At 69.5% G+C, this 23805-nt stretch carries 24 protein-coding genes; 19 read left to right on the plus strand and 5 right to left on the minus strand.

The features are described from left to right. Positions 1 to 33: 33 nt before the first annotated feature. Positions 34 to 795: a TetR/AcrR family transcriptional regulator gene (locus tag BA895_RS21685; RefSeq protein ID WP_070193956.1), complete on the minus strand. Its 762-nt coding sequence runs from the start codon at positions 793 to 795 to the stop codon at positions 34 to 36. Positions 796 to 951: 156 nt separating this feature from the next. Here BA895_RS21685 and BA895_RS21690 point away from each other — a divergent pair, with 156 nt between their 5' ends. From BA895_RS21690 to BA895_RS21700, 3 genes are read left to right on the plus strand one after another with little or no spacing between them, the layout of a single operon-like run. Then, positions 952 to 2247 carry an acetyl-CoA C-acetyltransferase gene (locus BA895_RS21690; protein WP_070193957.1) on the plus strand — a complete coding sequence of 432 codons (1296 nt, stop codon included), beginning with the start codon at positions 952 to 954 and terminating at the stop codon, positions 2245 to 2247. Between the two features lie 2 nt (positions 2248 to 2249). Continuing rightward, a complete protein-coding gene (locus BA895_RS21695) occupies positions 2250 to 3569 on the plus strand; it encodes a 3-oxoacyl-ACP reductase (RefSeq protein WP_070193958.1) in 1320 nt (439 codons plus the stop codon). 6 nt (positions 3570 to 3575) lie between these two features. Beyond that, on the plus strand, positions 3576 to 4442 hold the full coding sequence (locus tag BA895_RS21700; protein WP_070193959.1) for a MaoC/PaaZ C-terminal domain-containing protein: 867 nt from the start codon (positions 3576 to 3578) through the stop codon (positions 4440 to 4442). Between the two features lie 38 nt (positions 4443 to 4480). Here the strand turns inward: BA895_RS21700 and BA895_RS21705 are convergent, their stop codons facing one another. After that, on the minus strand, positions 4481 to 5647 hold the full coding sequence (locus BA895_RS21705) for a hypothetical protein (RefSeq protein ID WP_070193960.1): 1167 nt from the start codon (positions 5645 to 5647) through the stop codon (positions 4481 to 4483). Between the two features lie 129 nt (positions 5648 to 5776). Here BA895_RS21705 and thrS point away from each other — a divergent pair, with 129 nt between their 5' ends. After that, a complete protein-coding gene (thrS, locus tag BA895_RS21710; RefSeq protein ID WP_070193961.1) occupies positions 5777 to 7768 on the plus strand; it encodes a threonine--tRNA ligase in 1992 nt (663 codons plus the stop codon). A gap of 632 nt (positions 7769 to 8400) precedes the next feature. Here the strand turns inward: thrS and BA895_RS21715 are convergent. Continuing rightward, positions 8401 to 9177 (minus strand): class I SAM-dependent methyltransferase, encoded by a 777-nt coding sequence (locus BA895_RS21715; protein WP_083283650.1) that lies wholly within the window; start codon positions 9175 to 9177, stop codon positions 8401 to 8403. A gap of 112 nt (positions 9178 to 9289) precedes the next feature. Between BA895_RS21715 and BA895_RS21720 the strand changes: the two genes are divergently transcribed. The 7 genes from BA895_RS21720 (at position 9290) to BA895_RS21750 (ending at position 15411) form a co-directional block, all read left to right on the plus strand. Continuing rightward, positions 9290 to 9859, plus strand: coding sequence for an HIT domain-containing protein (locus BA895_RS21720; protein WP_070193963.1), 570 nt, complete (start codon positions 9290 to 9292; stop codon positions 9857 to 9859). A gap of 102 nt (positions 9860 to 9961) precedes the next feature. Next, complete coding sequence (gene pgsA / locus BA895_RS21725; RefSeq protein WP_070193964.1) at positions 9962 to 10585, plus strand: phosphatidylinositol phosphate synthase; 624 nt, start codon at positions 9962 to 9964, stop codon at positions 10583 to 10585. After that, positions 10582 to 11592, plus strand: a complete 1011-nt coding sequence (locus tag BA895_RS21730) for a phosphatidylinositol mannoside acyltransferase (protein WP_083283651.1) — start codon at positions 10582 to 10584, stop codon at positions 11590 to 11592. The genes pgsA and BA895_RS21730 overlap by 4 nt, the downstream gene beginning before the upstream one ends. Then, positions 11589 to 12764: a glycosyltransferase family 4 protein gene (locus BA895_RS21735; protein WP_070193965.1), complete on the plus strand. Its 1176-nt coding sequence runs from the start codon at positions 11589 to 11591 to the stop codon at positions 12762 to 12764. The genes BA895_RS21730 and BA895_RS21735 overlap by 4 nt, the downstream gene beginning before the upstream one ends. After that, positions 12761 to 13327: a hypothetical protein gene (locus BA895_RS21740; RefSeq protein ID WP_139142825.1), complete on the plus strand. Its 567-nt coding sequence runs from the start codon at positions 12761 to 12763 to the stop codon at positions 13325 to 13327. The genes BA895_RS21735 and BA895_RS21740 overlap by 4 nt, the downstream gene beginning before the upstream one ends. Positions 13328 to 13378: 51 nt before the next feature. Next, the gene (pdxS, locus tag BA895_RS21745) at positions 13379 to 14299 is read left to right on the plus strand and encodes a pyridoxal 5'-phosphate synthase lyase subunit PdxS (RefSeq protein ID WP_070193966.1); all 921 of its coding nucleotides are present in this window, start codon (positions 13379 to 13381) and stop codon (positions 14297 to 14299) included. A 116-nt stretch (positions 14300 to 14415) separates the two neighbouring features. Continuing rightward, positions 14416 to 15411 carry a hypothetical protein gene (locus BA895_RS21750; RefSeq protein ID WP_139142826.1) on the plus strand — a complete coding sequence of 332 codons (996 nt, stop codon included), beginning with the start codon at positions 14416 to 14418 and terminating at the stop codon, positions 15409 to 15411. Positions 15412 to 15450: 39 nt separating this feature from the next. On the opposite strand, the gene BA895_RS21755 is transcribed toward BA895_RS21750, so the two are convergent. Next, complete coding sequence (locus BA895_RS21755) at positions 15451 to 16251, minus strand: sensor domain-containing protein (protein WP_070193968.1); 801 nt, start codon at positions 16249 to 16251, stop codon at positions 15451 to 15453. Between the two features lie 181 nt (positions 16252 to 16432). Between BA895_RS21755 and BA895_RS21760 the strand changes: the two genes are divergently transcribed. Continuing rightward, positions 16433 to 16918, plus strand: a complete 486-nt coding sequence (locus BA895_RS21760) for a nucleoside deaminase (RefSeq protein WP_070193969.1) — start codon at positions 16433 to 16435, stop codon at positions 16916 to 16918. Positions 16919 to 16967: 49 nt separating this feature from the next. After that, positions 16968 to 17876 (plus strand): haloalkane dehalogenase, encoded by a 909-nt coding sequence (locus BA895_RS21765; RefSeq protein WP_070193970.1) that lies wholly within the window; start codon positions 16968 to 16970, stop codon positions 17874 to 17876. 193 nt (positions 17877 to 18069) lie between these two features. Here the strand turns inward: BA895_RS21765 and kynU are convergent, their stop codons facing one another. After that, entirely contained in the window at positions 18070 to 19320 is a 1251-nt protein-coding gene (gene kynU / locus BA895_RS21770; RefSeq protein ID WP_070193971.1) for a kynureninase, read from the minus strand. Positions 19321 to 19391: 71 nt separating this feature from the next. Between kynU and pdxT the strand changes: the two genes are divergently transcribed. From pdxT to yajC, 6 genes are all read left to right on the plus strand, one after another. Further along, positions 19392 to 20012, plus strand: coding sequence for a pyridoxal 5'-phosphate synthase glutaminase subunit PdxT (gene pdxT, locus BA895_RS21775; protein WP_070194054.1), 621 nt, complete (start codon positions 19392 to 19394; stop codon positions 20010 to 20012). Next, positions 20009 to 20782: a YebC/PmpR family DNA-binding transcriptional regulator gene (locus BA895_RS21780; protein ID WP_070193972.1), complete on the plus strand. Its 774-nt coding sequence runs from the start codon at positions 20009 to 20011 to the stop codon at positions 20780 to 20782. The genes pdxT and BA895_RS21780 overlap by 4 nt, the downstream gene beginning before the upstream one ends. Positions 20783 to 20918: 136 nt before the next feature. Continuing rightward, positions 20919 to 21491 (plus strand): crossover junction endodeoxyribonuclease RuvC, encoded by a 573-nt coding sequence (gene ruvC, locus BA895_RS21785; protein WP_070193973.1) that lies wholly within the window; start codon positions 20919 to 20921, stop codon positions 21489 to 21491. Then, the gene (gene ruvA / locus BA895_RS21790; RefSeq protein ID WP_070193974.1) at positions 21488 to 22090 is read left to right on the plus strand and encodes a Holliday junction branch migration protein RuvA; all 603 of its coding nucleotides are present in this window, start codon (positions 21488 to 21490) and stop codon (positions 22088 to 22090) included. The genes ruvC and ruvA overlap by 4 nt, the downstream gene beginning before the upstream one ends. After that, the gene (gene ruvB, locus BA895_RS21795) at positions 22087 to 23235 is read left to right on the plus strand and encodes a Holliday junction branch migration DNA helicase RuvB (protein WP_070193975.1); all 1149 of its coding nucleotides are present in this window, start codon (positions 22087 to 22089) and stop codon (positions 23233 to 23235) included. Before ruvA ends, ruvB begins: the two co-directional genes overlap by 4 nt. A gap of 222 nt (positions 23236 to 23457) precedes the next feature. Continuing rightward, positions 23458 to 23796, plus strand: coding sequence for a preprotein translocase subunit YajC (gene yajC / locus BA895_RS21800; protein WP_070193976.1), 339 nt, complete (start codon positions 23458 to 23460; stop codon positions 23794 to 23796). Positions 23797 to 23805: the final 9 nt, after the last annotated feature.

Below are 23805 nucleotides of genomic sequence, written 5' to 3' on the forward strand. Positions count from 1 at the left end.
GAAGCTGCGCACGTCGGTGGCGTCTTCTCGGGGTCACTCAGGGTGAGCGGACCAGGGTCTCGGTGGGGGAGACTCCGTCTGAAGGGTGAGCTGTGGCGCCAAGCCGTGCCAGGCGAGGTCGGTGAGCGTCTCGACGAGCTCGTCCCGAGGAAGACGGTCGGATGCTGCGAGCCAGTCGTCGGCCACGGCCTGCACCGATCCCACGAGCGCAACCGCCCAGACCCGCGCACGGCAGTACAACGCGTCACCGTGGATGCCGTGGCGGATGTCGTGGCCACCGAGCGAGCCTCGGAGCGCTCGGGTGAGATGGTCGGTCAGCTGGTCGGCAACCTGCCCGGCTGTGCCCTCGACGGGGTCGTCGGCGAGGGGCCGGTCGACCAGCGGACGGTTCACGACGAAGCGGTACACCTCGGTATCGCTCTCGACGAGGGACAGGTAAGCCTCCACGGTCGATGAGATCAACGTGCGCGGGTCTGGTGGGGTGGTGTTCGACGCCAGCAGGGCGGCGCTGACGTCGCCGACCACCCGCGCGTCGATGCGCTGGGCCACAGCACGGTAGAGACCGGCTTTGTCGTCGAAGTGCCGGTAGATGACCGTCCTGCTCGTTCCGGCTTCGGCGGCGATGTCGTCCAACCCGACCGTGGCGCCATGTCGCCGGATGGCTTTGATGGTGGCGTCGACCAACGACTTCCGTCGCTGTTCCCGATGTGGCTGCCAACGGGAGTCCCGTCCGTCGCGGGCGGCGACCCGCGGCGTAGGACCGGCGGCGGACGACCCTTGACCCGAGATGTCCATACCGCGAAAGTAACAGGTACGTCGTGTATCGACTACTGGCAGTGTCGGTTATCTTGGTGCCAGCGGACGGTACGCCCGCAACACCTCGCCGCGACAGATCCTCGTGACACCTCAGGTGCTTCGAGGGCAGGAGCCGGCCGAAAGCAGGAGTGACCGATGGCTACGAAGCCCACCCCACGCAAGACGCGGCGTGCCGCGGTTCTCGGTGGCAACCGCATCCCGTTCGCCCGTGCGAACGGGGCCTACGCCAAGGCCTCCAACCAGGACATGCTCACAGCCACGCTCGACGGGCTCGTGGCCCGCTACGGCCTCGCGGGCGAGCGTCTGGGGGAGGTGGTGGCGGGAGCCGTGCTGAAGCACAGCCGAGACTTCAACCTCACCCGCGAGACCGTGCTCGGCAGTCGGCTCGATCCGACGACGCCAGCCTACGACGTGCAACAGGCCTGCGGCACCGGCCTCGAGGCCGCGATCCTGGTGGCCAACAAGGTGGCTCTCGGCCAGATCGAGGTGGGCATCGCCGGTGGTGTCGACTCGGCCAGTGACGCACCCATCGCGGTCAGCGAGGGCCTGCGTCACACCCTGCTGGCCGCCAACCGGGCAAAGACGGTCGCACAGCGAGCCAAGGCCCTGGCGGGTCTTCGGCCCGGTGATCTGCTGCCGTCGATCCCCCAGAACGTGGAGCCCCGCACCGGCCTGTCGATGGGCCAGCACATGGCGATCACCGCCGAGCGGTGGGGCATCACCCGCGAGGCCCAGGACGAGCTGGCCGCGGCCAGCCACCAGCACCTGGCCGCCGCCTACGAGCGAGGCTTCTACGACGACCTCGTCACGCCCTACCTCGATGTCACGCGCGACAACAATCTACGAGCCGACTCGACCGTGGAGAAGCTCGCGAAGCTGAAGCCCGTCTTCGGCAAGGGCGAGCACGCGACGATGACGGCCGGCAACTCGACCCCGCTCACCGATGGCGCCTCGGCGGTGCTCATCGCCAGCGAGGAGTGGTCACGCGAGCACCATCTGACCCCGCTGGCGTGGCTCGTCGACGCCGAGACCGCTGCCGTCGACTATGTGCACGGCGACGAAGGCCTGTTGATGGCCCCGGCGTATGCCGTTCCACGCTTGCTGGCCCGAAACGGCCTCGCGCTGCAGGACTTCGACTTCTACGAGATCCACGAGGCCTTCGCGGCAACGGTGCTCACCACGCTCAAGGCGTGGGAGGACCCGGCCTTCTGTCGCGACCGCCTCGGCCTGGCGGGCGCCCTGGGCGCGATCGACCCCGCGAAGCTCAACGTCAACGGGTCATCACTGGCGGCCGGGCATCCCTTCGCCGCGACCGGAGGACGCATCCTCGCGTCGCTGGCCAAGGGTCTGCACGAGAACGGCGGCGGCCGCGGACTGATCTCGATCTGTGCTGCGGGCGGCCAGGGCGTCGTCGCCATCCTGGAGGCCTGATCATGACCGACCTGTTCACCAGGCTCATCAGCTCATCTGTGGCCAAGAAGGCGGGGGTGCCCCAGCCGACGAGGTTGCGCCGCTACCAACCCGGCGTCGCACTCTGTGAAGGGCCGGTGCTGGTCGCCGGCGGTGGCCGCTTCGAAGGGGGCCTCACCGACTGGCTCGCCACTCTCGCGATCGCCACGCAGGCGCAGTCCGACGACAGCGCCGACCGGCTGGGAGGCGTCGTCATCGACCTGAGTGCCGCGACCGACCCGACCGATCTCGACCAGCTGCGGGTCATCGGTGCGCCCGCGATCAAGAGGCTGGCGAAGAACGGGCGCCTGGTCGTCATCGGCACCGACCCGGCCACCCTGACCGACCTCGCCGAGGTCAGCACCCAGCGCGCGCTCGAGGGTGCCGTTCGCTCCATCGCCAAAGAGCTGAGGGCCGGGGCCACCGCCAACCTCGTACTGGCCCAGGGAGACAGCTCGGGAGGCGTGCGTTCAGCGGTGGAGTTCTTTCTGTCGGGCCGGTCGGCCTACGTCGACGGACAGGTGGTGCGGGTGGGGGAGTCGACCGCCACGAACCCCGATGCGCTCCGCCCGCTCAGCGGAAAGGTTGCGGTCGTCACCGGTGCGGCACGCGGCATCGGGGCAGAGATCGCCACCGTGCTCGCGCGCGATGGCGCCACCGTCGTCGCCGTCGACATCCCCAGTGCCGGTGACGCCCTCGCCGAGGTCGCCAACAAGATCGGTGGCACCGCGCTGCAGGTCGACGTCACCGCCCCCGACGCGGGCCGCCGCATCGTTGAACACGCCACTGGCCGACACGGCTCGATCGACATCGTCGTGCACAACGCCGGCATTACCCGCGACAAGCTGCTCGTCAACATGGACGAGTCCCGCTGGCAGAGCGTTATCGATGTCAACCTCGGGTCGATCCTGCGCATGAGCGCGGCGATTCTCGCCGACGGCGGCATGGCCGACGGCGGTCGGATCGTCTGCGTCGCCTCCATCGCCGGCATCGCGGGCAACCGAGGTCAGAGCAACTACGGCGCGAGCAAGGCGGGGGTCATCGGGCTCGTGGGCGCCCTTTCGAATGAGCTGCGAGAGCGGGGCATCACGGTCAACGCCGTCGCCCCGGGCTTCATCGAGACGGCGATGACGGCTCGGATTCCGTTCACCACCAGGGAGATCGGGCGCCGGATGAACTCGCTGCAGCAAGGTGGCCGCCCGGTCGACGTCGCCGAGACCATCGCTTGGTTCGCTCAGCCCGGCTCCGCCGCCGTCACCGGACAGGTGCTTCGCATCTGCGGCCAGAGCCTGTTGGGAGCGTGACGCGCGATGACCCGTGAGACGGCTCTCTCAGCAGTTCCAGACCTTCGTCGGTTCTACGCCACGGCCGCCTTCCACCGGGGCAACGCCAGTGACACGGTACCCGACGAGCGGGTCACGCTCACCGGTGTTCGCGTCGACCTGGCCGACCTGGCCGACTACTCGCGCCTCTGCGGCTTCAGCCTGACCGGCATCCTGCCACTCACCTACCCACAGCTGTTGGGCTTCCCGCTCCAGATGGCGGTGATGGCCGGAGAGGGCTTTCCGCTGCCACTGATCGGGGCGGTGCACGTCGAGAACGTGGTCACGGTGCACCGACCTCTTCAGGCTGACGACCGGCTCGACCTCGTGGTGCACGCTCAGAACCTACGTCCGCACCGTCGGGGGCGACAGGTCGATCTGGTGACCGAGGTCTCTGTGAAAGGCGAGCCGGCGTGGCACGGCGTCAGCACCTACCTGGCCCGGGGCGCCGAGCATCCGGAGGCACCGACCAGCCCAGCGCCGCCCCTTGACGGCGACGAGACGTCGACGGGGCCAGCCGTAGGCCCGGTCTGGCGCCTGGGTGAGAACCTTGGCCGGTCATACGCGGCCGTGTCGGGTGACTGGAACCCGATTCACGTTCACGCGCTCACGGCGAGGCCGCTCGGGTTCAGCTCAGCGATCGCCCACGGGATGTACACGTACGCGCGCGCGGTCGCGGCGCTGGCCCCGAGGCTTCCCGACGCCGGGGTCACCAGCCGGGTGTGGTTCCGCAAGCCGGTGCGCCTGCCCTCGACGGTGCGACTCCGCTCCTGCGTGTCACCCGGTCGAACGCTCTCCAGGCTCGAAAGCGTCGACGCTGAGGTCGAGCACGCGATCATCGAGCAGGTCTGGTAGTCGGAGCGGCACCGACCTGCCTCGTGAGCCACCCACCACTACTCGTACAGCACGTAGTCGGGCTTGGGGCGCAGCGCGAGCACCTGCTTGGGCGTCATGAGCGGGCCGTGTCGAGCGTCTTCCTCGTAGAAGAGCTTGAAGCCGGGGTTCACAGCCGGGGGCAGGTTCTTGGTCAGAGACGTCCAGGTCGTGGTCTTCTCGGCTCGGTTGCCGATGCCATCGACCGACTTGATGATGGCGACCCCAGGATGGCGACGAATCGCTTTCTCGTCACTGACGATCGAGACCCGTAGCTGATGAAAGACGAGGGCCTTCTCGGGCAGGTCATGAGCCTTGACGATGCTTGCGAGGTAGCCGGCCACCTCGTCGATCTTCGCGCCGGTGGTGTGCCCGAACACCGTCATCGGCACCTGACCGGGGCCCATCGCCCACTCCGGGTCGAGGGCGATGCCGACGTCGGGTTGGGTCAGCCAGCGTTCGTACGACTTCACCTCGTCGAGGAAGTCGGCGCGACCGGGCTGGATGTCGATGAGCAGGATGCCGTGCACCTTGCGGGCCGCGGCCAAGTAGTCGTCGACGACCTGCGGTGACACCCGGCTGCGCCACTTCCCGTCACGCCCGGGCTGCGGCTGCACGATAGTGGCGATCAGCTCGAGCACCGGCATCACCCTGCGGCCGTCGGCGTAGGGCTTGCCGACCCGAACGAGCTCCTTCGCCCGGTCGTCGAGACTGCCGATGCCGAGCCGCCCCATCGCAGCCGACCCGGGCACCCCAGCGAAGCCGACGAGGCGGTAGTCGGGCAGCAAGGTGCGCCCCCCGCCCGGCAGCTGCGGCAGCTGCGGCAGGGAGGGGGCGCTAGGGGTGGCTGGTGCCGCCCCCGACGTGGCCGTCGCACTCGACCCCGAACCGCCGGTCGGTGACGACGTTGCAGAGGTGGTCGCCCCGGCCGCAGCGGAACCCCCGACGTTTCCCGGCTTGGCCACGCGGGGCGGTGCGGGCGGCGACGCGGTGGCGCAACCACCGACGGCCAAGGCGGCGCACACGGCAACTACGAGGCCGACGCGGCGAACGAACACAGATCCTCCCGAGATCGTGCCGCTGACCGTTGAAGGGGGTGCCGCGACAGAAACTGCAGGGTACGTGACGCCGGTGAACATCTCGGTGAACATCTCGGTGAAGATGTCGGTGAACTTCTGGGTGAGCATCCCGACACGGCTAAAGCCCGTCGCGACCGCTCACCCACGATCGATACGCTGACGGGGCCGCCACCGCACGGCATCCCATTGAGGCGCCACCATCTGGCTTGCCGCCCCACACCCAAGGAGTCACCACCCATGTCTGCACCGATCACCGTCACCGTCGCCGGAAGCGAGCGATCGGTCGGCGAGCAGACGACGGCCGGCGAGCTCTTCGAGGGCGACCCATCCGCCGGCCGGGTCGTGGTGGCCCGCGTCAACGGTGAGCTGCGAGACCTGTTTCACGTGCTGGCCGACGGTGACATCGTCGAGCCCGTCACGATCGACAGCGAAGAAGGCCTCTCGGTGCTGCGGCACTCGGCCGCCCACGTGCTGGCCCAGGCCGTGCAGCAGGTCAACGCCGACGCCAAGCTCGGCATCGGCCCGCCCATCCGCGACGGGTTCTACTACGACTTCGATGTCGAGACCCCGTTCCAGCCCGACGACCTCAAGGCCCTCGAGAAGGCGATGCAGCGCATCATCAACGAGGGACAGACCTTCGCGCGGCGTGTCGTGACCGAGGCAGAGGCATTGGCCGAGCTGGCCGCCGAGCCGTACAAGTGCGAGCTGGTGGGTCTCAAGGGCCCGGATGCCGGTGACGCGGCGGACGGCGCGAGCGTCGAGGTCGGTGGCGGCGAGCTGACCATCTACGACAACCTGCGCCGCGATGGCAGCCGGGCGTGGGGAGACCTGTGCCGGGGGCCGCACGTGCCGAGCACGAAGATGATCGGCAACGCGTTCAAGCTGACCCGGTCAGCGGCGGCCTACTGGCGCGGATCTGAGAAGAACCCGCAGCTGCAACGCATCTACGGCACGGCGTGGCAGAGCAAGGAAGACCTGAGAGCTCACCTCGAGCGCCTCGCCGAGGCCGAGCGGCGTGACCACCGTCGCCTCGGCGCCGAGCTCGACCTCTTCTCCTTTCCCGACGAGCTCGGCTCCGGCCTGCCGGTGTTCCACCCCAAGGGCGGAGTCATCAAGCGCGAGATGGAGGACTACTCGCGGCGCCGCCACATCGAGGAGGGGTTCGAGTACGTCGGCACCCCCCACATCACCAAGGACGGGCTCTTCCACACCTCGGGGCACTTGCCCTACTACGCCGACACGATGTTCCCGCCGATGGAGCTCGAGGGCGCGAAGTACCAGCTCAAGGCCATGAACTGCCCGATGCACAACCTCATCTACCGGTCGCGGGGCCGCAGCTACCGGGAGCTGCCGTTGCGCCTGTTCGAGCTCGGCTCGGTGTACCGCTACGAGAAGTCGGGCGTCGTGCACGGGCTGACCCGGGTTCGCGGCCTCGAGATGGACGACTCGCACTCGTACGTCACGCGCGAACAGGCACCGGCCGAGATCAAGCACCTGCTCGGCTTCGTGCTGTCGTTGCTGCGCGACTTCGGCCTCGACGACTTCTACCTCGAGCTGTCGACGCGAGACGACGGTGAGAAGAAGGACAAGTTCATCGGCAGCGACGAGCAGTGGGCCGAGGCGACGTCGATTCTCGAGGCGGTGGCCACCGAGTCGGGTCTGCAGCTGGTGCCAGACCCCGGCGGCGCGGCGTTCTACGGCCCGAAGATCTCGGTTCAGGCCCGCGACGCCATCGGGCGCACGTGGCAGATGTCGACGATCCAGTACGACTTCAACCAGCCCGAGCGGTTCGGTCTCGAGTACCAGGCGGCTGACGGCACCCGCCAGGAGCCGGTGATGATCCACTCGGCCAAGTTCGGCTCGGTCGAGCGTTTTCTGGGTGTGCTGGTCGAGCACTACGCGGGGGCGTTCCCGGTGTGGCTCTCGCCGGTGCAGGTGCTCGCGGTGCCGGTTGCCGACGAGTACGCCGACTACCTCCAGGGCGTGCTCGACCGGCTCAAGCGCCGAGGGGTGCGCGTCGAGCTCGACGACAGCGACGACCGTTTTCCGAAGAAGATCCGCAACGCCAGCAAGTCGAAGGTGCCGTACGTGCTCATCGCCGGGGAGGACGACCGGGCCGCGGATGCCGTGTCGTTCCGGTTCCGCGACGGATCGCAGCGCAACGGGGTGCCGATCGAGGAGGCGATCGCGGAGATCGTCGCAGCGATCGACGCGCACGTGCAGGTGTGAGTGCTGCGTCAGGAGGGCGCCAACCGAGTGTGCGCTCATCTGACCCAGCAGTCACACGACACGCCGACGACACGCCCACGTTTACGTGAACTTTGCGAAAAGGCTTGCCAACGAGTCGGATTCACCGTAGACATCTCTTACCAGATCGCTTCGGCGGCCTGGGGATCGAGACCAAGAAGGCACTCCTTCCGAGCGGGGCAACCTGCACGGGCTTACCGGTGATGCGGCGAGTGAGAGCCGGAGCGGACTCGTTCGACACGGGCCATCACACCGCGTCGACCGAAGGCCCCGGGAACTCATACTTCCCGGGGCCTTCACCTTTTGCCGGGCAGATGCTCCCGCGGGAGTCGGACCGTGGCGGGCTGAAGGCGGTGTCGGCCGGGGCTGGCCCGCGGGAATCGGACCGTGGCGGGCTGAGGGCGGTGTCGGCCGGGGCTGACCCGCGGGAGTCGGACCGTGGCTGGCTGGGGGCGGTGTCGGCCGGGGCTGGCCCGCGGGAGTCGGACCGTGGCGGGATCCGGCCCAGAGGGCAGGCCAAAGGCCCTGCGATCTCATACGTCGCAGGGCCAGATTCATTCAAACGCGGGCTGGGCCGGGAGCCGCGCAGGACACGCCGTCGGTCGCGGAGCCGGTCAGCGACGGGCCTCGACGTACCAGCGGTGCAGCGTGAGCTCGACAGGCTTCCCGGCCTCGACGCCGAGGTGCAGGGCGGTCAGCGCCGGAAGGTGGTCGGTCACGGCGAAGCCATCGGGCAGGTCCCACGGCACGAGGGCGAAGTAGCGCAGCAGCGTGGTCACAGAGTCGAAACGGTAGGCCCCGACGAAGTCATCGGCGGCGACCACGGTCAACCCGGCATCCTGCAGCGTGGTCGATGCTCGGTCGAGCGTCCACTCCGGCCGGGCGTGTCTGCCGAACCAGTCGGTGGTCTCGCGGGCGTCCAGCGACCCGACCTGCTGGGTGAGGAAGCGACCTTGGGGCCGCAGCACCCGGTGCACCTCGGTGGGGGAGTAGGCCTCGTGTCGGTTCAACACCACCGCGAAGCTCTCGTCGCAGAACGGCATCCGCTCGCCCGTGTCGGCGTCGTACACCTGCACGGGGATGCCGTAGGGCGCGAGGTTCGCGGTGGCCACGGGCACGTTCGGCGGCCACCCCTCGGTCGCGACGAGGGCCGGGCAGCGCAAGCCGCGAGACCGCAGCGCCTCGACAAGCCGGATCAGCTGCTCACCTCCACCGGTGCCCATGTCGAGCGCACTATCGTCGCCGGCCAGAGCATCGACACTGAGCCGGTCGAAGCTCCACGGCGGCTCGGGCTCGTCCATCGCTCCGGACAGCGATGAGAAGTCCCAACCGGTCGAGGTCGAGGCGAAGGCCTCGATCCAGGTGCCAACGAGGTCGTCGGGCCGGTTCACAACAGCCATCCTGTCGGATCGGGTGCTCCGACGCGCCCGAGCGCGGAGCAATACCTCGAACGGAACGGAAGGGCGTGACGAGGCTGTGGACACGCAGCCTAGGATCGGCGGCATGACCGAGAAGGCGAACGACCCTGCCGTCGACGTCACCCTCGAACCGCACGATGCCTTCGCGCACGTCGACGACGGGTTCGAGCGGCTGTGGACCCCTCACCGGATGGCCTACATCGAGGGCGAGCGACCGACCGACGAGGCCGGCCATGGCTGCCCGTTCTGCCGGGCCCCGGGCCGCACCGACGCGGACGGTCTCATCGTGCACCGCGGCGAGCACTGCTACGTGGTGCTGAACCTCTTCCCGTACAACCCTGGCCACGTGCTCGTCTGCCCCTACCGGCACGTCTCCCTCTACGTCGACCTCACCGACGACGAGACGACGGAGTTCACCGCCCTGACCAAGGCGGCAGTACGGGCCCTGCAGGCCGCCTCCGAGCCCCACGGGTTCAACCTCGGCATGAACCAGGGCGCGGTCGCCGGGGCCGGGGTGGCCGCTCACCTGCACCAGCACGTCGTGCCGCGCTGGGGCGGCGACTCGAACTTCCTGCCCATCGTCGGGCAGACCAAGGCGCTTCCGGTGCTGCTCGAGGACACCCGGCAGCGCATCGTCGCCCACTGGCCCCGCTGACGACGCCAACTGCGCCGCCGACCCCAGGCCGAGCGCCCGGTGCGCCTCGTTCGGTCACGATCGGTCAAGGTCGGTCTCGTCGGTCAGTAGGCTGTCCCCACCATGCTCAACAGACTTCTACGCGCGTCGATGACCAAGCTGCTGTCGCCGATCGCCCATCTGTTCCTGCGTCTGGGTATCAGCCCCGACGTGGTGACCGTCATCGGCACGGTCGGGGTCTGCGCCGGTGCCCTGGCGTTCTTCCCCCGCGGTCAGCTGTGGATCGGGGTGCTGGTCATCACGGCGTTCGTCTTCTCCGACACGGTCGACGGCATCATGGCCCGCGAGTCGGGCCGCTCGAGCAAGTGGGGCGCCTACCTCGACTCCACCCTCGACCGGGTGGGCGACTCTGCCATCTTCGGTGGGCTGGTGCTCTACTACGCCGGCCCCGGTGACAACCGCTGGATGGCCGGCCTGGCGCTCGCGTGCCTCATCCTCGGCAGTGTGGTCTCCTATGCGAAGGCGCGAGCCGAGGGCCTGGGCTACACCGCCAACGTCGGCATCGCCGAGCGGGCCGACCGCTTGGTCGCCGTGCTCGTGGCGACCTTCTTCGCCGACCTGCTGAACTCGACCCTGTTGCTCGGGGTGGTGCTGGCGCTGCTCGCCGTCGCCAGCTTCGTCACGGTTCTCCAACGGATGCTGACCGTGCGGCGTCAGGCCCTGGCGGCCGGCGAGGTATCGAGTTGACCGGCCTCGGTCGCCTCGGCCGCCTCAGCCGCAGCGCGACCGACACCGTCTCGGTGCTCGGCTTCAAGATCGGCTGGTCGAGCCTCAAGGCGTTGCCCGAGCCGGTGGCCTACGCCCTCTTCGACCGCATCGCCGACATCGCCGTGCTTCGCGGAGGCAAGGGCCTCACCCGGCTCCGTTCGAACTACGCGCGAGCTCGCCCCGAGCTGGATGCCGCTGAGCTCGACGAGCTCGTGCGGGCGGGGATGCGCTCGTACATGCGCTACTACTGCGAGGCGTTCCGGTTGCCGTCGACCGGTCGCGACCGCATCGATGCCGCCGTGCGCGTGACGGGCCTCGAGGGTCCCCTCGAGTTCGCGCGCCGGGGCGAGACCGTGGTCGTCTTCGTCGGACACCTCGGCAACTTCGACCTCGCGGCCGCCTGGGCGGCCAGCAACCTCGCGCCGGTGACGACCGTCGCCGAGCGGCTCAAGCCGGAAGAGGTCTTCCAGGAGTTCGTGGCCTTCCGCAACAGCATCGACATGGACATCATCCCTCTCACCGGTGGCGACGACCCGTTCGCCTCCCTGCTGGTGGCCGCTCGGGCCGGGGGCCGGGCCATCGCCCTGGCGAGCGACCGCGACCTGACCCGGCACGGCGTCGAGGTCGACCTGCTCGGCCACCCGGCGCGGATGGCCAAGGGGCCCGCGGTGCTCTCGCTCATGACCGGGGCTCCGCTCTACTGCGCGGCGATCCACTACGAGCCGGCCCCGAAGGGCACCGGCCTGGGCGGTCATCGCACCGTGATCGAGTTCTCGCCGCGGCTGGTGCCTAGGGTGGGCGGCAGCAGCGCCGTCAAGGCCCAGGATCTCATCCAACAGTGCGCCGACCACCTCGCCGTCACCATCCGGGCCCACACCTCGAGCTGGCACATGCTCCAGAAGATCTTCGTCGACGACCTCGACCCCGCTCGCGACCCTGCTCGCGACCCTGCCCCGGCGGCCGTGACCGAGGGGGAGTCGACGTGAGGATCGGTATCGTCTGCCCCTACTCCTTCGACGTTCCGGGTGGGGTGCAGTTTCACGTGCGTGACCTCGCCGAGTACCTCATCGGCCAGGGCCACCAGGTCTCGGTGCTCGCACCGGCCGACAGCGAGACGACGCTGCCCGGCTATGTCGTCTCCGCGGGCCGCGCCACGGCCGTGCGCTACAACGGGTCGGTCGCCCGCCTCAACTTCGGGCCCGTGGCCGCGGCCAAGGTGAACCGCTGGCTGGATGCCGGTGAGTTCGACGTGCTGCACCTGCATGAGCCCGTCACCCCGAGCGTCAGCGTGCTGGCCCTGATGGCCGCCGACGGCCCCATCGTGGCCACCTTCCACACCTCCATGGTGCGCTCTCGCTCGATGCAGGCCGCCTTCCCGATCTTTCGTTCGAGCCTGGAGAAGATCGCCGGGCGCATCGCGGTCAGCGAAGACGCTCGCCGCACCGTGACGACACACATCGGTGGCGACGCCGTCGTCATCCCCAATGGCGTGTTCGTCGAGCGGTTCGCGAACGCTCGACACGTCGCGCGGTGGACCGGCACGCCGACCCGCCCGACCATCGCCTTCCTCGGCCGGATGGGTGAGCCCCGCAAGGGCCTGCCCGTGCTGGCGGCCGCCCTGCCTGCCGTGCTGGCGCAGGTGCCCGGGCTACGGGTGCTCGTGGCCGGCCCCGGAGACCCTGACGAGATCACCGAGGGGATGCCGGCGCACGTCGTTGCCGCCTTGGAGTTCCTCGGCGCGGTGAGCGATGAGGAGAAGGCCGAGCTGTTGGCTTCGGTCGACGTCTACGTCGCGCCCAACACGGGCGGGGAGAGCTTCGGCATCATCCTCATCGAGGCCATGTCGGCCGGCGCCTGCGTGCTCGCGAGCGACATCGGAGCCTTCTCGCGGGTGCTCGACGGTGGGCGCAGTGGGGCGCTGTTCCGCAACGAGCAGCCTGGCGACCTCGCTGCGGTGCTGCTCGCGCTGTTACGCGACCCCGCCCGCCGCGAGTCGTTGTCGGCGGCGGGTCGTGCCCGGGCCGCGCGGTTCGACTGGTCGGTCGTGGCCGACCAGATCATGGCGGTGTACGAGACGGTGATCGAGGGGCGCCTGGCCGCTCGGAGCGAGCCCCGAACCCGGTGGAACCGGCTCCTTCACGGTGGGCCGAGCTGGTGATCCACTTCCTCACCTGGTTCTTCGCGGTTCTCTTCGTCATCGTCGTGGCCGCGTGGTACCTCAGCTACACCGCCGCCCGCCTGGATCGGCTGCACGTCCGGCTGAGCGGCACGCTGGCGGCCCTCGATGCTCGCCTCGTGCGCCGGGCCGAAGCCGCCCTCGAGCTGGCCAACAGCGGCCTGCTCGATGGTGCCACCTCGCTGATCCTCGGGGGGGCGGCCGTCGACTCGCTCGAGTCGCCGGACGAGTACGGCGAGGCCCGTGAGGTCGCCGAGAACGACCTCACGGAGGCCCTCGACGTCTCCCTCAGCCGCCACACCGTTGACGACCTCCGGGCTCGGGGCGCCGTGGGTGACGAGCATCTGGCGCGCATCGTGTCGGCGTGCAACCGGGTGCAGCTGGCGAGGCGCTTCCACAACGACGCCATCACCGACGTGCGGCGTGTCCGAACCAAATGGGCCGTCCGGCTCTTCCGGCTGGCGGGCCACACGCCGCTGCCGCATACGATCGAGTTCGACGACGAGATGCCCGAGCACCTCAGCCGGGAACCGGCTGCGGGCTGAGCAGCATCCCGCTCTATCCTTGGGGTGACATCCCCGAGAAAGCAGGACAGCGTGAGCACTTCCGTCAACCAGCCCGACGACACCGTCTCGACCAGCACCGGCACCTCCCGCGTGAAGCGCGGAATGGCCGAGATGCTCAAGGGAGGCGTCATCATGGACGTCGTCACCGCCGAGCAGGCCAAGATCGCTGAGGATGCCGGTGCCGTGGCCGTCATGGCCCTCGAGCGGGTTCCGGCCGACATTCGCGCCCAGGGCGGGGTCTCGCGCATGAGTGACCCCGACATGATCGACAGCATCATCGCCACCGTCTCGATCCCCGTGATGGCCAAGGCCCGCATCGGCCACTTCGTCGAGGCCCAGGTGCTGCAGAGCCTCGGGGTCGACTACATCGACGAGTCCGAGGTGCTCACCCCGGCCGACTACGCCAACCACATCGACAAGTGGCGCTTCACGGCGCCCTTCGTCTGCGGCGCCACCAACCTGGGCGAGGCCCTGCGTCGCATCAGTGAGGGCGCCGCCATGATCCGCTCGAAGGGGGAGGCCGGCACCGGCGACGTGTCCAACGCCACCACGCACATGCGTCAGATCCGCCAGCAGATCCGCCGCCTGCAGAACCTGCCCGAAGACGAGCTGTATGTCGCCGCCAAGGAGCTGCAGGCACCGTACGACCTCGTCAAGGAGGTCGCCCAGGCCGGCAAGCTGCCCGTGGTGCTCTTCACCGCCGGCGGCATCGCCACCCCGGCTGATGCGGCCATGATGATGCAGCTGGGCGCCGAAGGCGTCTTCGTCGGGTCTGGCATCTTCAAGTCGGGCAACCCCGCCCAACGTGCCGAGGCCATCGTCAAGGCCACCACCTTCTACGACGATGCCGACATGATCGCCAAGGTCTCCCGCGGCCTCGGGGAGGCGATGGTCGGCATCAACGTCGACGACATCCCGCAACCGCACCGGCTTGCCGAGCGCGGCTGGTAGACGAACCCACCAAATCTCCCAAGTGCGGCGAACGGGATGAATCGCTAGCCTCATCAGGTCGGCCCGCCACCGGGCGGCCGGGCCGCATCCGCGGCGTCCCTGGGAGAGGCTCGAAGATGAGATCCGTACGTTCAGCGTTGGCCGCACCTGCTCTCGTGACGCTCGTCGGGGCGATGGTCGCCATGGCCCCGACCTCGGCGTCGGCTCGACCCGCGCCTGGCGTCACCCCGGGCTCGCGGCCCGGGGCCCTGACCGAGGTGCGGGTCGGCACGCCGCTCTCGGTGCCCTCGATCGTTCCCGCCGCCGATGCGTCGGGGCAGGCGTCGCGCAACAGGGTCAACGCCGCAACCTTCACGGTCACCTACCGGGGTTTCACGCCGGCTGCCAAGGCGGCCTTCCAGCGAGCGGTCAACATCTGGTCGCAACAGCTGAGCTCGCCCGTGCCCATCACCGTCAGCGCCAGCTTCGAGCCGCTGGGGCCAGGTGTGCTCGGAGCAGCGGGCCCGACCAACCTCTGGCGCGACTTCGCCGGAGCCCCCCTGAAGGGAACCTGGTACGCCGACGCGATCGCCAACAAGCGCTCCGGGTCTCAGCTGAGCCCTACCGCCGACATCACGGCCCGCTTCAGCAGCAGCTTCAGCAACTGGCACTACGGAACCGGTGCCGTGCCGGCCGGAAAGTACGACTTCACGAGTGTGGTGCTGCACGAGCTGGGTCACGGGGTCGGGTTTCTCGGGGTCGGCAACGTCAGCGGCTCGGCCGGCAGTGTGCGGCTCGGCGGGTACCCGTTCTCGTACGACCGCTACACCGAGACGGGGGCCGGCACGAGCCTGTTGAGCCTCGCCGACAACTCGACGGCCCTGGGTAGCGCCTTGCGCAGCAACAGTGTCTACTTCGACACCGCCAAGGTGCGGGCGGCCAACGCCAACCGTCCCGCCCGGCTCTACGCCCCCAGCACCTTTCAGGGTGGCAGCAGCTACTCGCACCTCGACGAGGCCACCTACCGGGCCGGCAACGCCAACTCGCTCATGACGCCGGCGATCGGGTCGGGCGAGACGATCCGCAACCCCGGGCCCATCGCGAAGGCGATGTTGACCAGCATCGGCTGGTAGCCGCCCCGACGACCCGACGACCCGACGACCCGCCGTGGGTCAGGTCGTCTGTGAGCTGACCTTGAGAACGTCGGTGAGCTTCGAGTGCGCGTCGGTGGAGATGCCGTCGAACTCCTCGGGGTAGGCATTGATGAAGTTGAGCGAAAGCACGACGTCTCCGACGGGAGCCCAGAGAAAGGTCACCTCGAGCCCGTCGAGCGCGCCGCCGGTGGCCGCCAGGCGTACGGCGTAGGGCTTGCCTCCCACCTTGGGCGCGCTCACTTGGCTGATGGCCATCTTCGACGAACCCTGGCCGGGTAGCCGCAGCGTCACGGAGTCGCAGCCCGCAGCCAGGGTGCTGATCTTTCGCACGGTCGCGGACGCGGCACCGGCGGATCCCAGCGCGTCGATGCGCTGGCTCACGAACGGGCCGTCGGCACCGCCGCTGAAGTTGGTCTCGGCCGTGGCCTGGCTCCCGGCGAGGTCGTTCGTGTTGAGAAGCGCGTTCAGGCCCGCACAGCGGGGGTTGCTCGATGACGAAGCGGGCTGGTCGCCGCCGCTGCCGGAGGACGCTTCGACCGACCATCCCGAGGGCAGGTCGTCGACGCCGATGAGCGCCTTCTTCAGGTCCTTGGCGGTGCGGCGGGGAGCCGCGGCCGGCGCTGCGCTGGACGTCGAGGAAGGGGTGGGAGTGGAGGAGGAAGACGTGGCCGGCGCGCTCGAAGATGTGCCCAGCGACGTCTGACCGGCGGCGGTGACTGAGGGGCCCGGCCCGGCCTCCGGAGAGCCGCTGCAGGCGGTGGACAGCAGCGCGGCCAAGGCCAGCACGCTGAGGCGGGTCAGGCCGCGGGAGGTGTTCACCAGCGGAACATATGACACGAATGCCGGATTCTCGCATTCTGGGCCTCACCGATGCGTGACCGTGATGCAACGCGGATCTGAGAGGCTGGTGACGATCGGTTCTCGAGAGCTGATGACCGCCACGTCCACTACCGCGAGCCACACCGCCGACCGGGCTCGCAGACCAGGAGAAGTTCCCCGAATGAGCAACGACACCAAAATCGACCAGGCCCTCCTCGAGCGGACGGTCGAGCTCGCGAACACCAACGTCGATGCCGGCGGCAAGCCCTTCGCCTGCCTCATCGTCAAAGACGGCGCAGTCGTTGTGGAGGCGGCCAACCAGGTGTCGCAGACCGGTGACGTAACGGCTCACGCCGAGATCACCGCTCTTCGGGCGGCCGCCCTGCAGGGCATCACCGACCTCACGGGTTACGAGATGTACGTGACCGCCTACCCGTGCCCGATGTGCCTCGGAGCGCTCTACTACGCGACTCCCGACCGCGTCGTGTTCGCCGCCACCCGCGAGCAGGAGGGCGAGCACTACGACGACGGCAACCGCTACATGAGCCTGTCCACCTTCTACGCGGAGTACAGCAAGCCGACCGACGAGCAGAACCTGCCCCTGGTGCAGGGCGAGACCGACGACCCCACCGAGCCGTTCCGTCGCTGGAGCGCGCTCAACGACTGACCCGCCCCCAGGGCGGGCCGTCCGGCATCCCACGCGCCATGATGGGCTGATGGACCTGTTGCAGACTCCGCCCGAGCGTTTCGACTCGCTCACCGACTACCCGTATGACGTGCGGCGCGCCACGGTCACCGCCCCCGACGGCGCGGCGGTCGAGATGGCGTGGGTGGAGCACGGGCCCGACGACGGCCCGGTCGTGGTGCTGCTGCACGGTGAGCCCACGTGGGGCTACCTCTACCGCACCATGATCCCGGTGCTGGCCGACGGCGGCTGCCGCGTCGTCGTGCCCGACCTCATCGGCTTCGGCCGGTCTGACAAGCCGACAAGGATCGCCGACCACAGCTTCGCTCGCCACGTCGGCTGGGTGCGGTCGCTGCTGGTCGATCAGCTCGGGCTGTCGGGTGCGACCCTGTTCGGGCAGGACTGGGGCGGCCTCATCGCGTTGCGCCTCACAGCCGAGGAGCCGGGTCTCGTCGGCCGTCTCGTCGCCTCGAACACCGGGTTGCCGACGGGCGACCACGACATGCCGCCGGTGTGGTGGCAGTTTCGTCGCGCCGTCGAGAAGGCGGAGCGCCTCGATGTGGGAAGGCTCGTGGCGAGCGGGTGCGTGCACCCGCTGTCGGCGCACGAGCGCGCCGCCTACGACGCGCCGTTCCCGGCCGAGACCTTCAAGGCGGGCCCGCGGGCGATGCCGCTCATCGTGCCGACCACGCCCGACGACCCGGCCACCGAGGCCAACCGCGCCGCGTGGCGGGTGCTGGGAGGTCTCGACCTGCCGGTGCTGCTCGCCTTCTCCGACTCCGACCCGATCACCGCTGCGATGCGGCCGGTGCTCGAGCAGCGGCTGCCCGGTGCGGCGGGTCGAGGTCACCCGACGATCGTGGGTGCCGGTCACTTCCTGCAGGAGGATGCCGGCCCGGTGCTGGCCGAGCACGTGCTCACATTCGTGCACGCCCCTTGACCCGCCGCCAGGACCGGACCCGGTGCGTCTCGCGCCCGGCCCGGCCCGCCGCAACACACCGAGTAGTCCTCAACTCACCGAGTAACTACCCGGTGAGTTGAGGACTACTCGGTGTGTTGCGCAGAATGGTGTGACGGTGGGCGCCGAGGATGCGGCTGGCGGCGGTCCGGCGGTGGCCGCGCGGATGCCTCGGTCAGGTGACGGCTCCGCGCTCGGCGAACTCGGGGCGTTCGAACTCTCGCGAGTCGAGCACGGCACGCACGTGCTCGGCGGCGTTCACGGCATCCGCATGGGTGACGTACAGCGGTCCGAAGCCGAGACGGATGATGTCGGGCTCGCGGAAGTCGCCGATCACGCCGCGGGCGATGAGGGCCGACACCACCGCGAAGGCTTCGGGATGCCGCAGCGAGACCTGCGAGCCGCGGCGGTCGTCTTCGCGAGGGGTGGCGAGGGGCAGGTCGACCCCGAGGGTGTCGAGGGCCGCGATGAAGGTGCCGGTCACCGACAGCGACTGGGCGCGCACGTCGGCGGGGGAGAGGCCCTCGAAGGCGGTGAGGGCGGCCTCCAGGGCCAGGAGCGAGATGAGCGGCGGGGTGCCCACCCGGCCCCGCGTGATGCCGGGGGCCGGGTCGTAGCTCGGCCCCATCTCGAACGGTCGGGCGTGGCCGTGCCACCCGGTGAGGGGCTGGTCGAAGTCGGCCAGGTGGCGCTCGGCGACGTAGAGGAAGGCGGGGGCGCCCGGACCACCGTTGAGGTACTTGTACCCGCAACCGACCGCGAGGTCGGCCTGCCCCGCGTCGAGGTCGACCTCCATCGCCCCGGCCGAGTGGCACAGGTCCCAGCAGATCAGACCACCGACAGCATGGACCGCCTCGGTGAGGGCCACGAGGTCCCACTTCTCACCCGTGCGGTAGTCGATCTGCGAGTACGAGGCGACGGCGAGCTCGTCGCCGGCCTCGGCGATCGCCGCGAGGGCCTCGTCGGGGTGCACCCGACGCACCTCGACGCCGGCGAGGCGGGCAGCGGCATCCGTGATGTAGAGGTCGGTCGGGAACGAGTCGGGGTCGGTGAGCACGATGCGGCGTCCGGGGCGCAGCCGGGTCGCGCCGACGATGGCCTTGAACAGGTTGATGGAGGTCGAGTCGGTGACCACGACCTGCCCCGGTGCCGCTCCGACCAACCGGCCGACCTGGTCGCCGACTCGGGTCTGGGCACCCCACCAGTCCTCGTCGTTCCAGGAGCGGATCAACTGCTCTCCCCACTGGCGCGTGACCACGTCGGCCACGGCCGCAGGTACGGCCTTCGGCAGCGCGCCCAACGAGTTGCCGTCGAGGTAGATGACGCCCTCCGGCAGCCTGAACCGCTCGCGCACGTGAGCCAGGGACGAGGCGGAGTCGAGCTCGGCGGCATCCGCCAGCAGGTGGTCGAGAGCGGCAGCAGTCATTCCGGAAAGGTACCCCCTTCGTCTGCGCGGGGGTGATCGGCCTGCGGACCGAGGCCACCTATGCTCGAACGGTGACCAGTGGAGCTGCCCCGCGGATCGGCGTGCTCGCCGTGCAGGGTGACGTGCGCGAGCACCTGGCTGCTCTCACCGAGCTCGGCGCCACCGCAGTCACCGTGCGACGGCCCGAAGAGGTCGAGCGAATCGACGGGCTCGTCATCCCCGGCGGGGAGTCGACCGTGATCGACAAGCTGCTCCGCGCGTTCGGGCTGCAGACCCTCCTGCGCGAGCGCATTTCCGCGGGGATGCCGGTCTACGGCTCGTGTGCGGGAATGATCCTGCTCGCCGACCGCATCGCGGACGCGCGCCCCGACCAGCAGACCCTGGGCGGCCTTGACATCACGGTGCGGCGCAACGCGTTCGGTCGGCAGGTCGACTCCTTCGAGCAGCAGCTCGACTTCGCCGGGTTCGACTCACCCGTGCACGCCGTGTTCATCCGAGCGCCGTGGGTCGAGCAGACCGGCCCCACCGTCGAGGTGCTGGCCCGCGTTGGGGAGGGGCCCGCCGCCGGTAGGATCGTCGCGGTTCGGCAGGGCAACCTGATGGCGACCTCGTTCCACCCCGAGGTGGGCAGCGACCGCCGCATCCATGCCGAGTTCGTCACGATCACCTCGAACGCGAAGGAATCCGTATGAGCGGCCACTCCAAATGGGCGACCACGAAGCACAAGAAGGCCATCGTCGACGCCAGGCGCGGCAAGCTCTTCGCCAAGCTCATCAAGAACATCGAGGTCGCGGCCCGTCAGGGTGGCGGTGACCTGGTCGGCAACCCGACCCTCTACGACGCCGTGCAGAAGGCGAAGAAGACCTCGGTACCCAACGACAACATCGACCGGGCCGTCAAGCGTGGCTCGGGGGTCGAGGCCGGCGGCTCCGACTGGCAGAACATCACCTACGAGGGCTACGCCCCCGGTGGGGTCGCGGTGCTCATCGAGTGCCTCACCGACAACCGCAACCGCGCCGCCGCCGAGGTGCGCATCGCCCTGACCCGCAACGGTGGCCAGCTCGCCGACCCCGGCTCGGTGTCGTACGTGTTCACCCGCAAGGGCATCGTGATCGTGCCGAAGGAACAGAGCCACGGCGAGGCCAGCGAGGACTCCATTCTGGAGGTCGTGCTCGACGCCGGAGCCGAAGAGGTCAACGATAACGGTGACTCGTGGGAGATCGTCTCGGAGGCCACCGACTTCGTCGCTGTTCGCCAGGCCATCCAGGATGCCGGTATCGACTACGACTCGGCCGAGGCGTCGTTCGTGCCGAACCTGAAGGTGCCGCTCGACCTCGACGGCGCGCGCAAGATGATCCGGGTCATCGACGCCCTCGAAGACAGCGACGACGTGCAGAACGTCTACGTCAACGGCGATGTGCCCGACGAGGTGCTGGCCCAGCTCGGCGACGACGACGAGTGACCTCCTGAGCCGGTCGGGCTGCATCGGCGCGCCTCCGACGGCGAGGCAGCGGGTTCGTTACCGTTGAGCCGAACACCTGTTCGGGTCGGTGGTGCCCGCGCAGTGAGAGTCGTCCGACGTCGACAGGAGGTAGGCCGTGCGCGTGCTCGCGGTCGACCCGGGGCTGACCCGATGCGGGGTGGGCGTCGTCGACGGCCTCCCCGGTCGCCGGCTCACGCTCGTCGAGGTGGGCGTCATCCGCACCCCATCCAGCGACTCGACACCGCGGCGTCTGGTGGCGGTCGAAGACGAGCTGCAGCGGTGGTTCGAGCGGCATCACCCTGAGTCGGTCGCCATCGAGCGCGTCTTCGCCGACACCAACGTCTCGACGGTCATGGGCACCGCCCAAGTCATGGGGATCGTCATGCTCCTCGCCGAACGGCGGGGCCTGCCCGTGACGCTGCACACTCCTACCGAGGTCAAGGCGGCCGTCAGCGGCAACGGGCGCGCCGACAAGGCCCAGGTCACCACCATGGTCACCCGCCTGCTTCAGCTCGACCACGCCCCCAAGCCGGCGGATGCCGCTGACGCCCTCGCGCTCGCGATCTGCCACGTCTGGCGTGGTGGCACCCAGAACCGTCTCGCTGAAGCGGCCGCGGCCCAGGCCGACCGGCCCAGCCGCATCCCCAAGCGCGTCCCACGCACTCCGACGAAGGCCACTCTCCGATGATCGCATCACTGTCCGGAACCGTGCTCAAGGTGGGGCTCGACTCCATCGTGATGGGGGTGGGCGGAGTAGGCATGCTGGTGCACACGACGCCGGCCACCGCCACCTCGGTGCACCTCGGTCAACCGGCTGAGCTCGCCACCACGCTCGTCGTGCGCGAAGACTCACTCACCCTCTACGGCTTCGCCACCGAGGCCGAGAAGCACGTCTTCGAGACGGTGCAGACCGTCTCGGGCGTTGGCCCGCGGCTCGCCCTCGCACTGCTGGCTGTGCTCTCGCCGGATGCCGTGCGCCTCGCCCTCGGCAGCGGCGACCTCGCCACGTTGACGAAGGTGCCCGGCATCGGCAAGAAGGGCGCTGAACGCCTGGTGCTCGAGCTGCGCGACAAGCTGGGCGCCCTGCCCGGCGCCACCGACGCCGCGGTGCCGCAACCGAAGCCGCAGCATGAGCAGTGGCGTGAGCAGGTGCTCGAGGCCCTGGTCGGTCTCGGCTGGACGGCGCGTCAAGCTGACGTCGCGCTCGACAAGGTGGCCCCGAGAGCGGCCGAGGGCGCTGGGGTCTCTGCGCTGCTGCGCGCGGCGCTGCAGGAGCTCGGCCGGTGACGGGCGCCCGCGAGGCGGGGCGGTTCGGTGGGCCGGAGGGCCCCGACACCTGGCACGACGGATCGTTCGACGCCACAGCTCGCATCGTCGATGCGAGCACCGACCGAGCCGACGACGACGAACGGTACGTCGAGGCGGCACTTCGGCCGAAGCGGCTCGACGACTTTCCCGGTCAGACCCGGGTGCGCGAGCAGCTGGGCCTGGTGCTCGAGGCGGCCAAGCGCCGCGGCACTCCGCCTGACCACGTGCTGCTCTCCGGCCCGCCCGGTCTCGGCAAGACGAGCCTGGCCATGATCGTCGCCAGCGAGCTCGAGCAGCCGATCCGCATCACGTCCGGGCCGGCGATCCAGCACGCGGGAGACCTCGCTTCGGTGCTGTCGTCTCTGGCCGAGGGTGAGGTGCTCTTCCTCGACGAGATCCACCGCATGTCGCGTGGGGCTGAGGAGATGCTCTATCTCGCGATGGAGGACTTCCGCGTCGACGTCATCATCGGCAAGGGCCCCGGCGCCACCGCCATCCCGCTCGAGCTGCCGCCGTTCACGGTCGTCGGGGCCACGACCCGGGCGGGTCTGCTGCCCCCGCCGTTGCGTGACCGCTTCGGCTTCACCGGTCACCTCGACTTCTACGCTCCGTCCGACCTCGTCACGATTCTGCACAGGTCGGCTCGGCTGCTCGGGCTCGAGGCCGACGACGACGGCATCGCCGAGATCTCGGTGCGCTCGCGTGGCACGCCGCGCATCGCCAACCGCCTGCTGCGACGGGTGCGCGACTGGGCCCAGGTGCACGGTGAGCAGCGCGTCACCCACGCCGCCGCCCGGGAGGCCCTCGCCCTGTTCGACGTCGACGAGCGCGGCCTCGACCGCCTCGACCGTGCCGTGCTCGACGCCCTCTGTCGTCGCTTCAACGGGGGCCCGGTCGGGCTGTCGACGCTGGCGGTGGCGGTGGGCGAGGAGCCCGACACCGTCGAGACGGTATCGGAGCCCTTCCTCGTGCGGGAGGGCTTCATGGTGCGTACGCCCCGGGGGAGGGCGGCCTCTGCTCTGGCCTGGCGCCACCTCGGGCTCACCCCACCGATCGACGCGCAAGGAGTCTGGTCATCGACCCTGCCGCTCGACGACGTGGGCGGAGGCCGGTTCGAGTCATGAGACCCGCCGTGTCGGTGCCGGTCTGACAAACGACGCAGGCACCCGTAGACTCCGTGCGGCACCCCCCGCCGCTGCCGCGGCACCTTCCCGTGCCCTCGGTCGTTGATGCGAGCAGCCAAGCGATCTCTGGTCATGACCAGTCCCGGGCACCTCGCCAGCATGACTCCGGCGGCGTGTCTACGCCCCGCACGATCCTCAGAACGAACCACGAAGGAATGCCTGATGGAAGCCGTCATCCTGATCCTGCCGCTGCTGTTGCTCGGCTGGCTCTTCCTGACCTCGAGCCGTCGTCAGAAGCAGATGCGGGCGTTCGCGTCGGCGCTCAACGTCGGCGACCAGATCATCACCTCGTCGGGGCTGTACGGCACCATCCGGCACATGGACGACAGCAGTGCGTGGCTCGAGGTCGCCGATGGCGTGACCCTTCGTGTCGACCGGCGGGCCGTGGCCATGAAGCAGACCGAGACGCCCAGCGCCGTGACCGAAACCCAGACGAGCGACCACGTCGCCGACGACTCCAACGGCGAAGGACCCTTCGGGAACCGCGCCGCCGGTCAGTGAGGCCCGCCC

Source organism: Humibacillus sp. DSM 29435 (assembly GCF_001758225.1).
Lineage (GTDB): Bacteria > Actinomycetota > Actinomycetes > Actinomycetales > Dermatophilaceae > DSM-29435.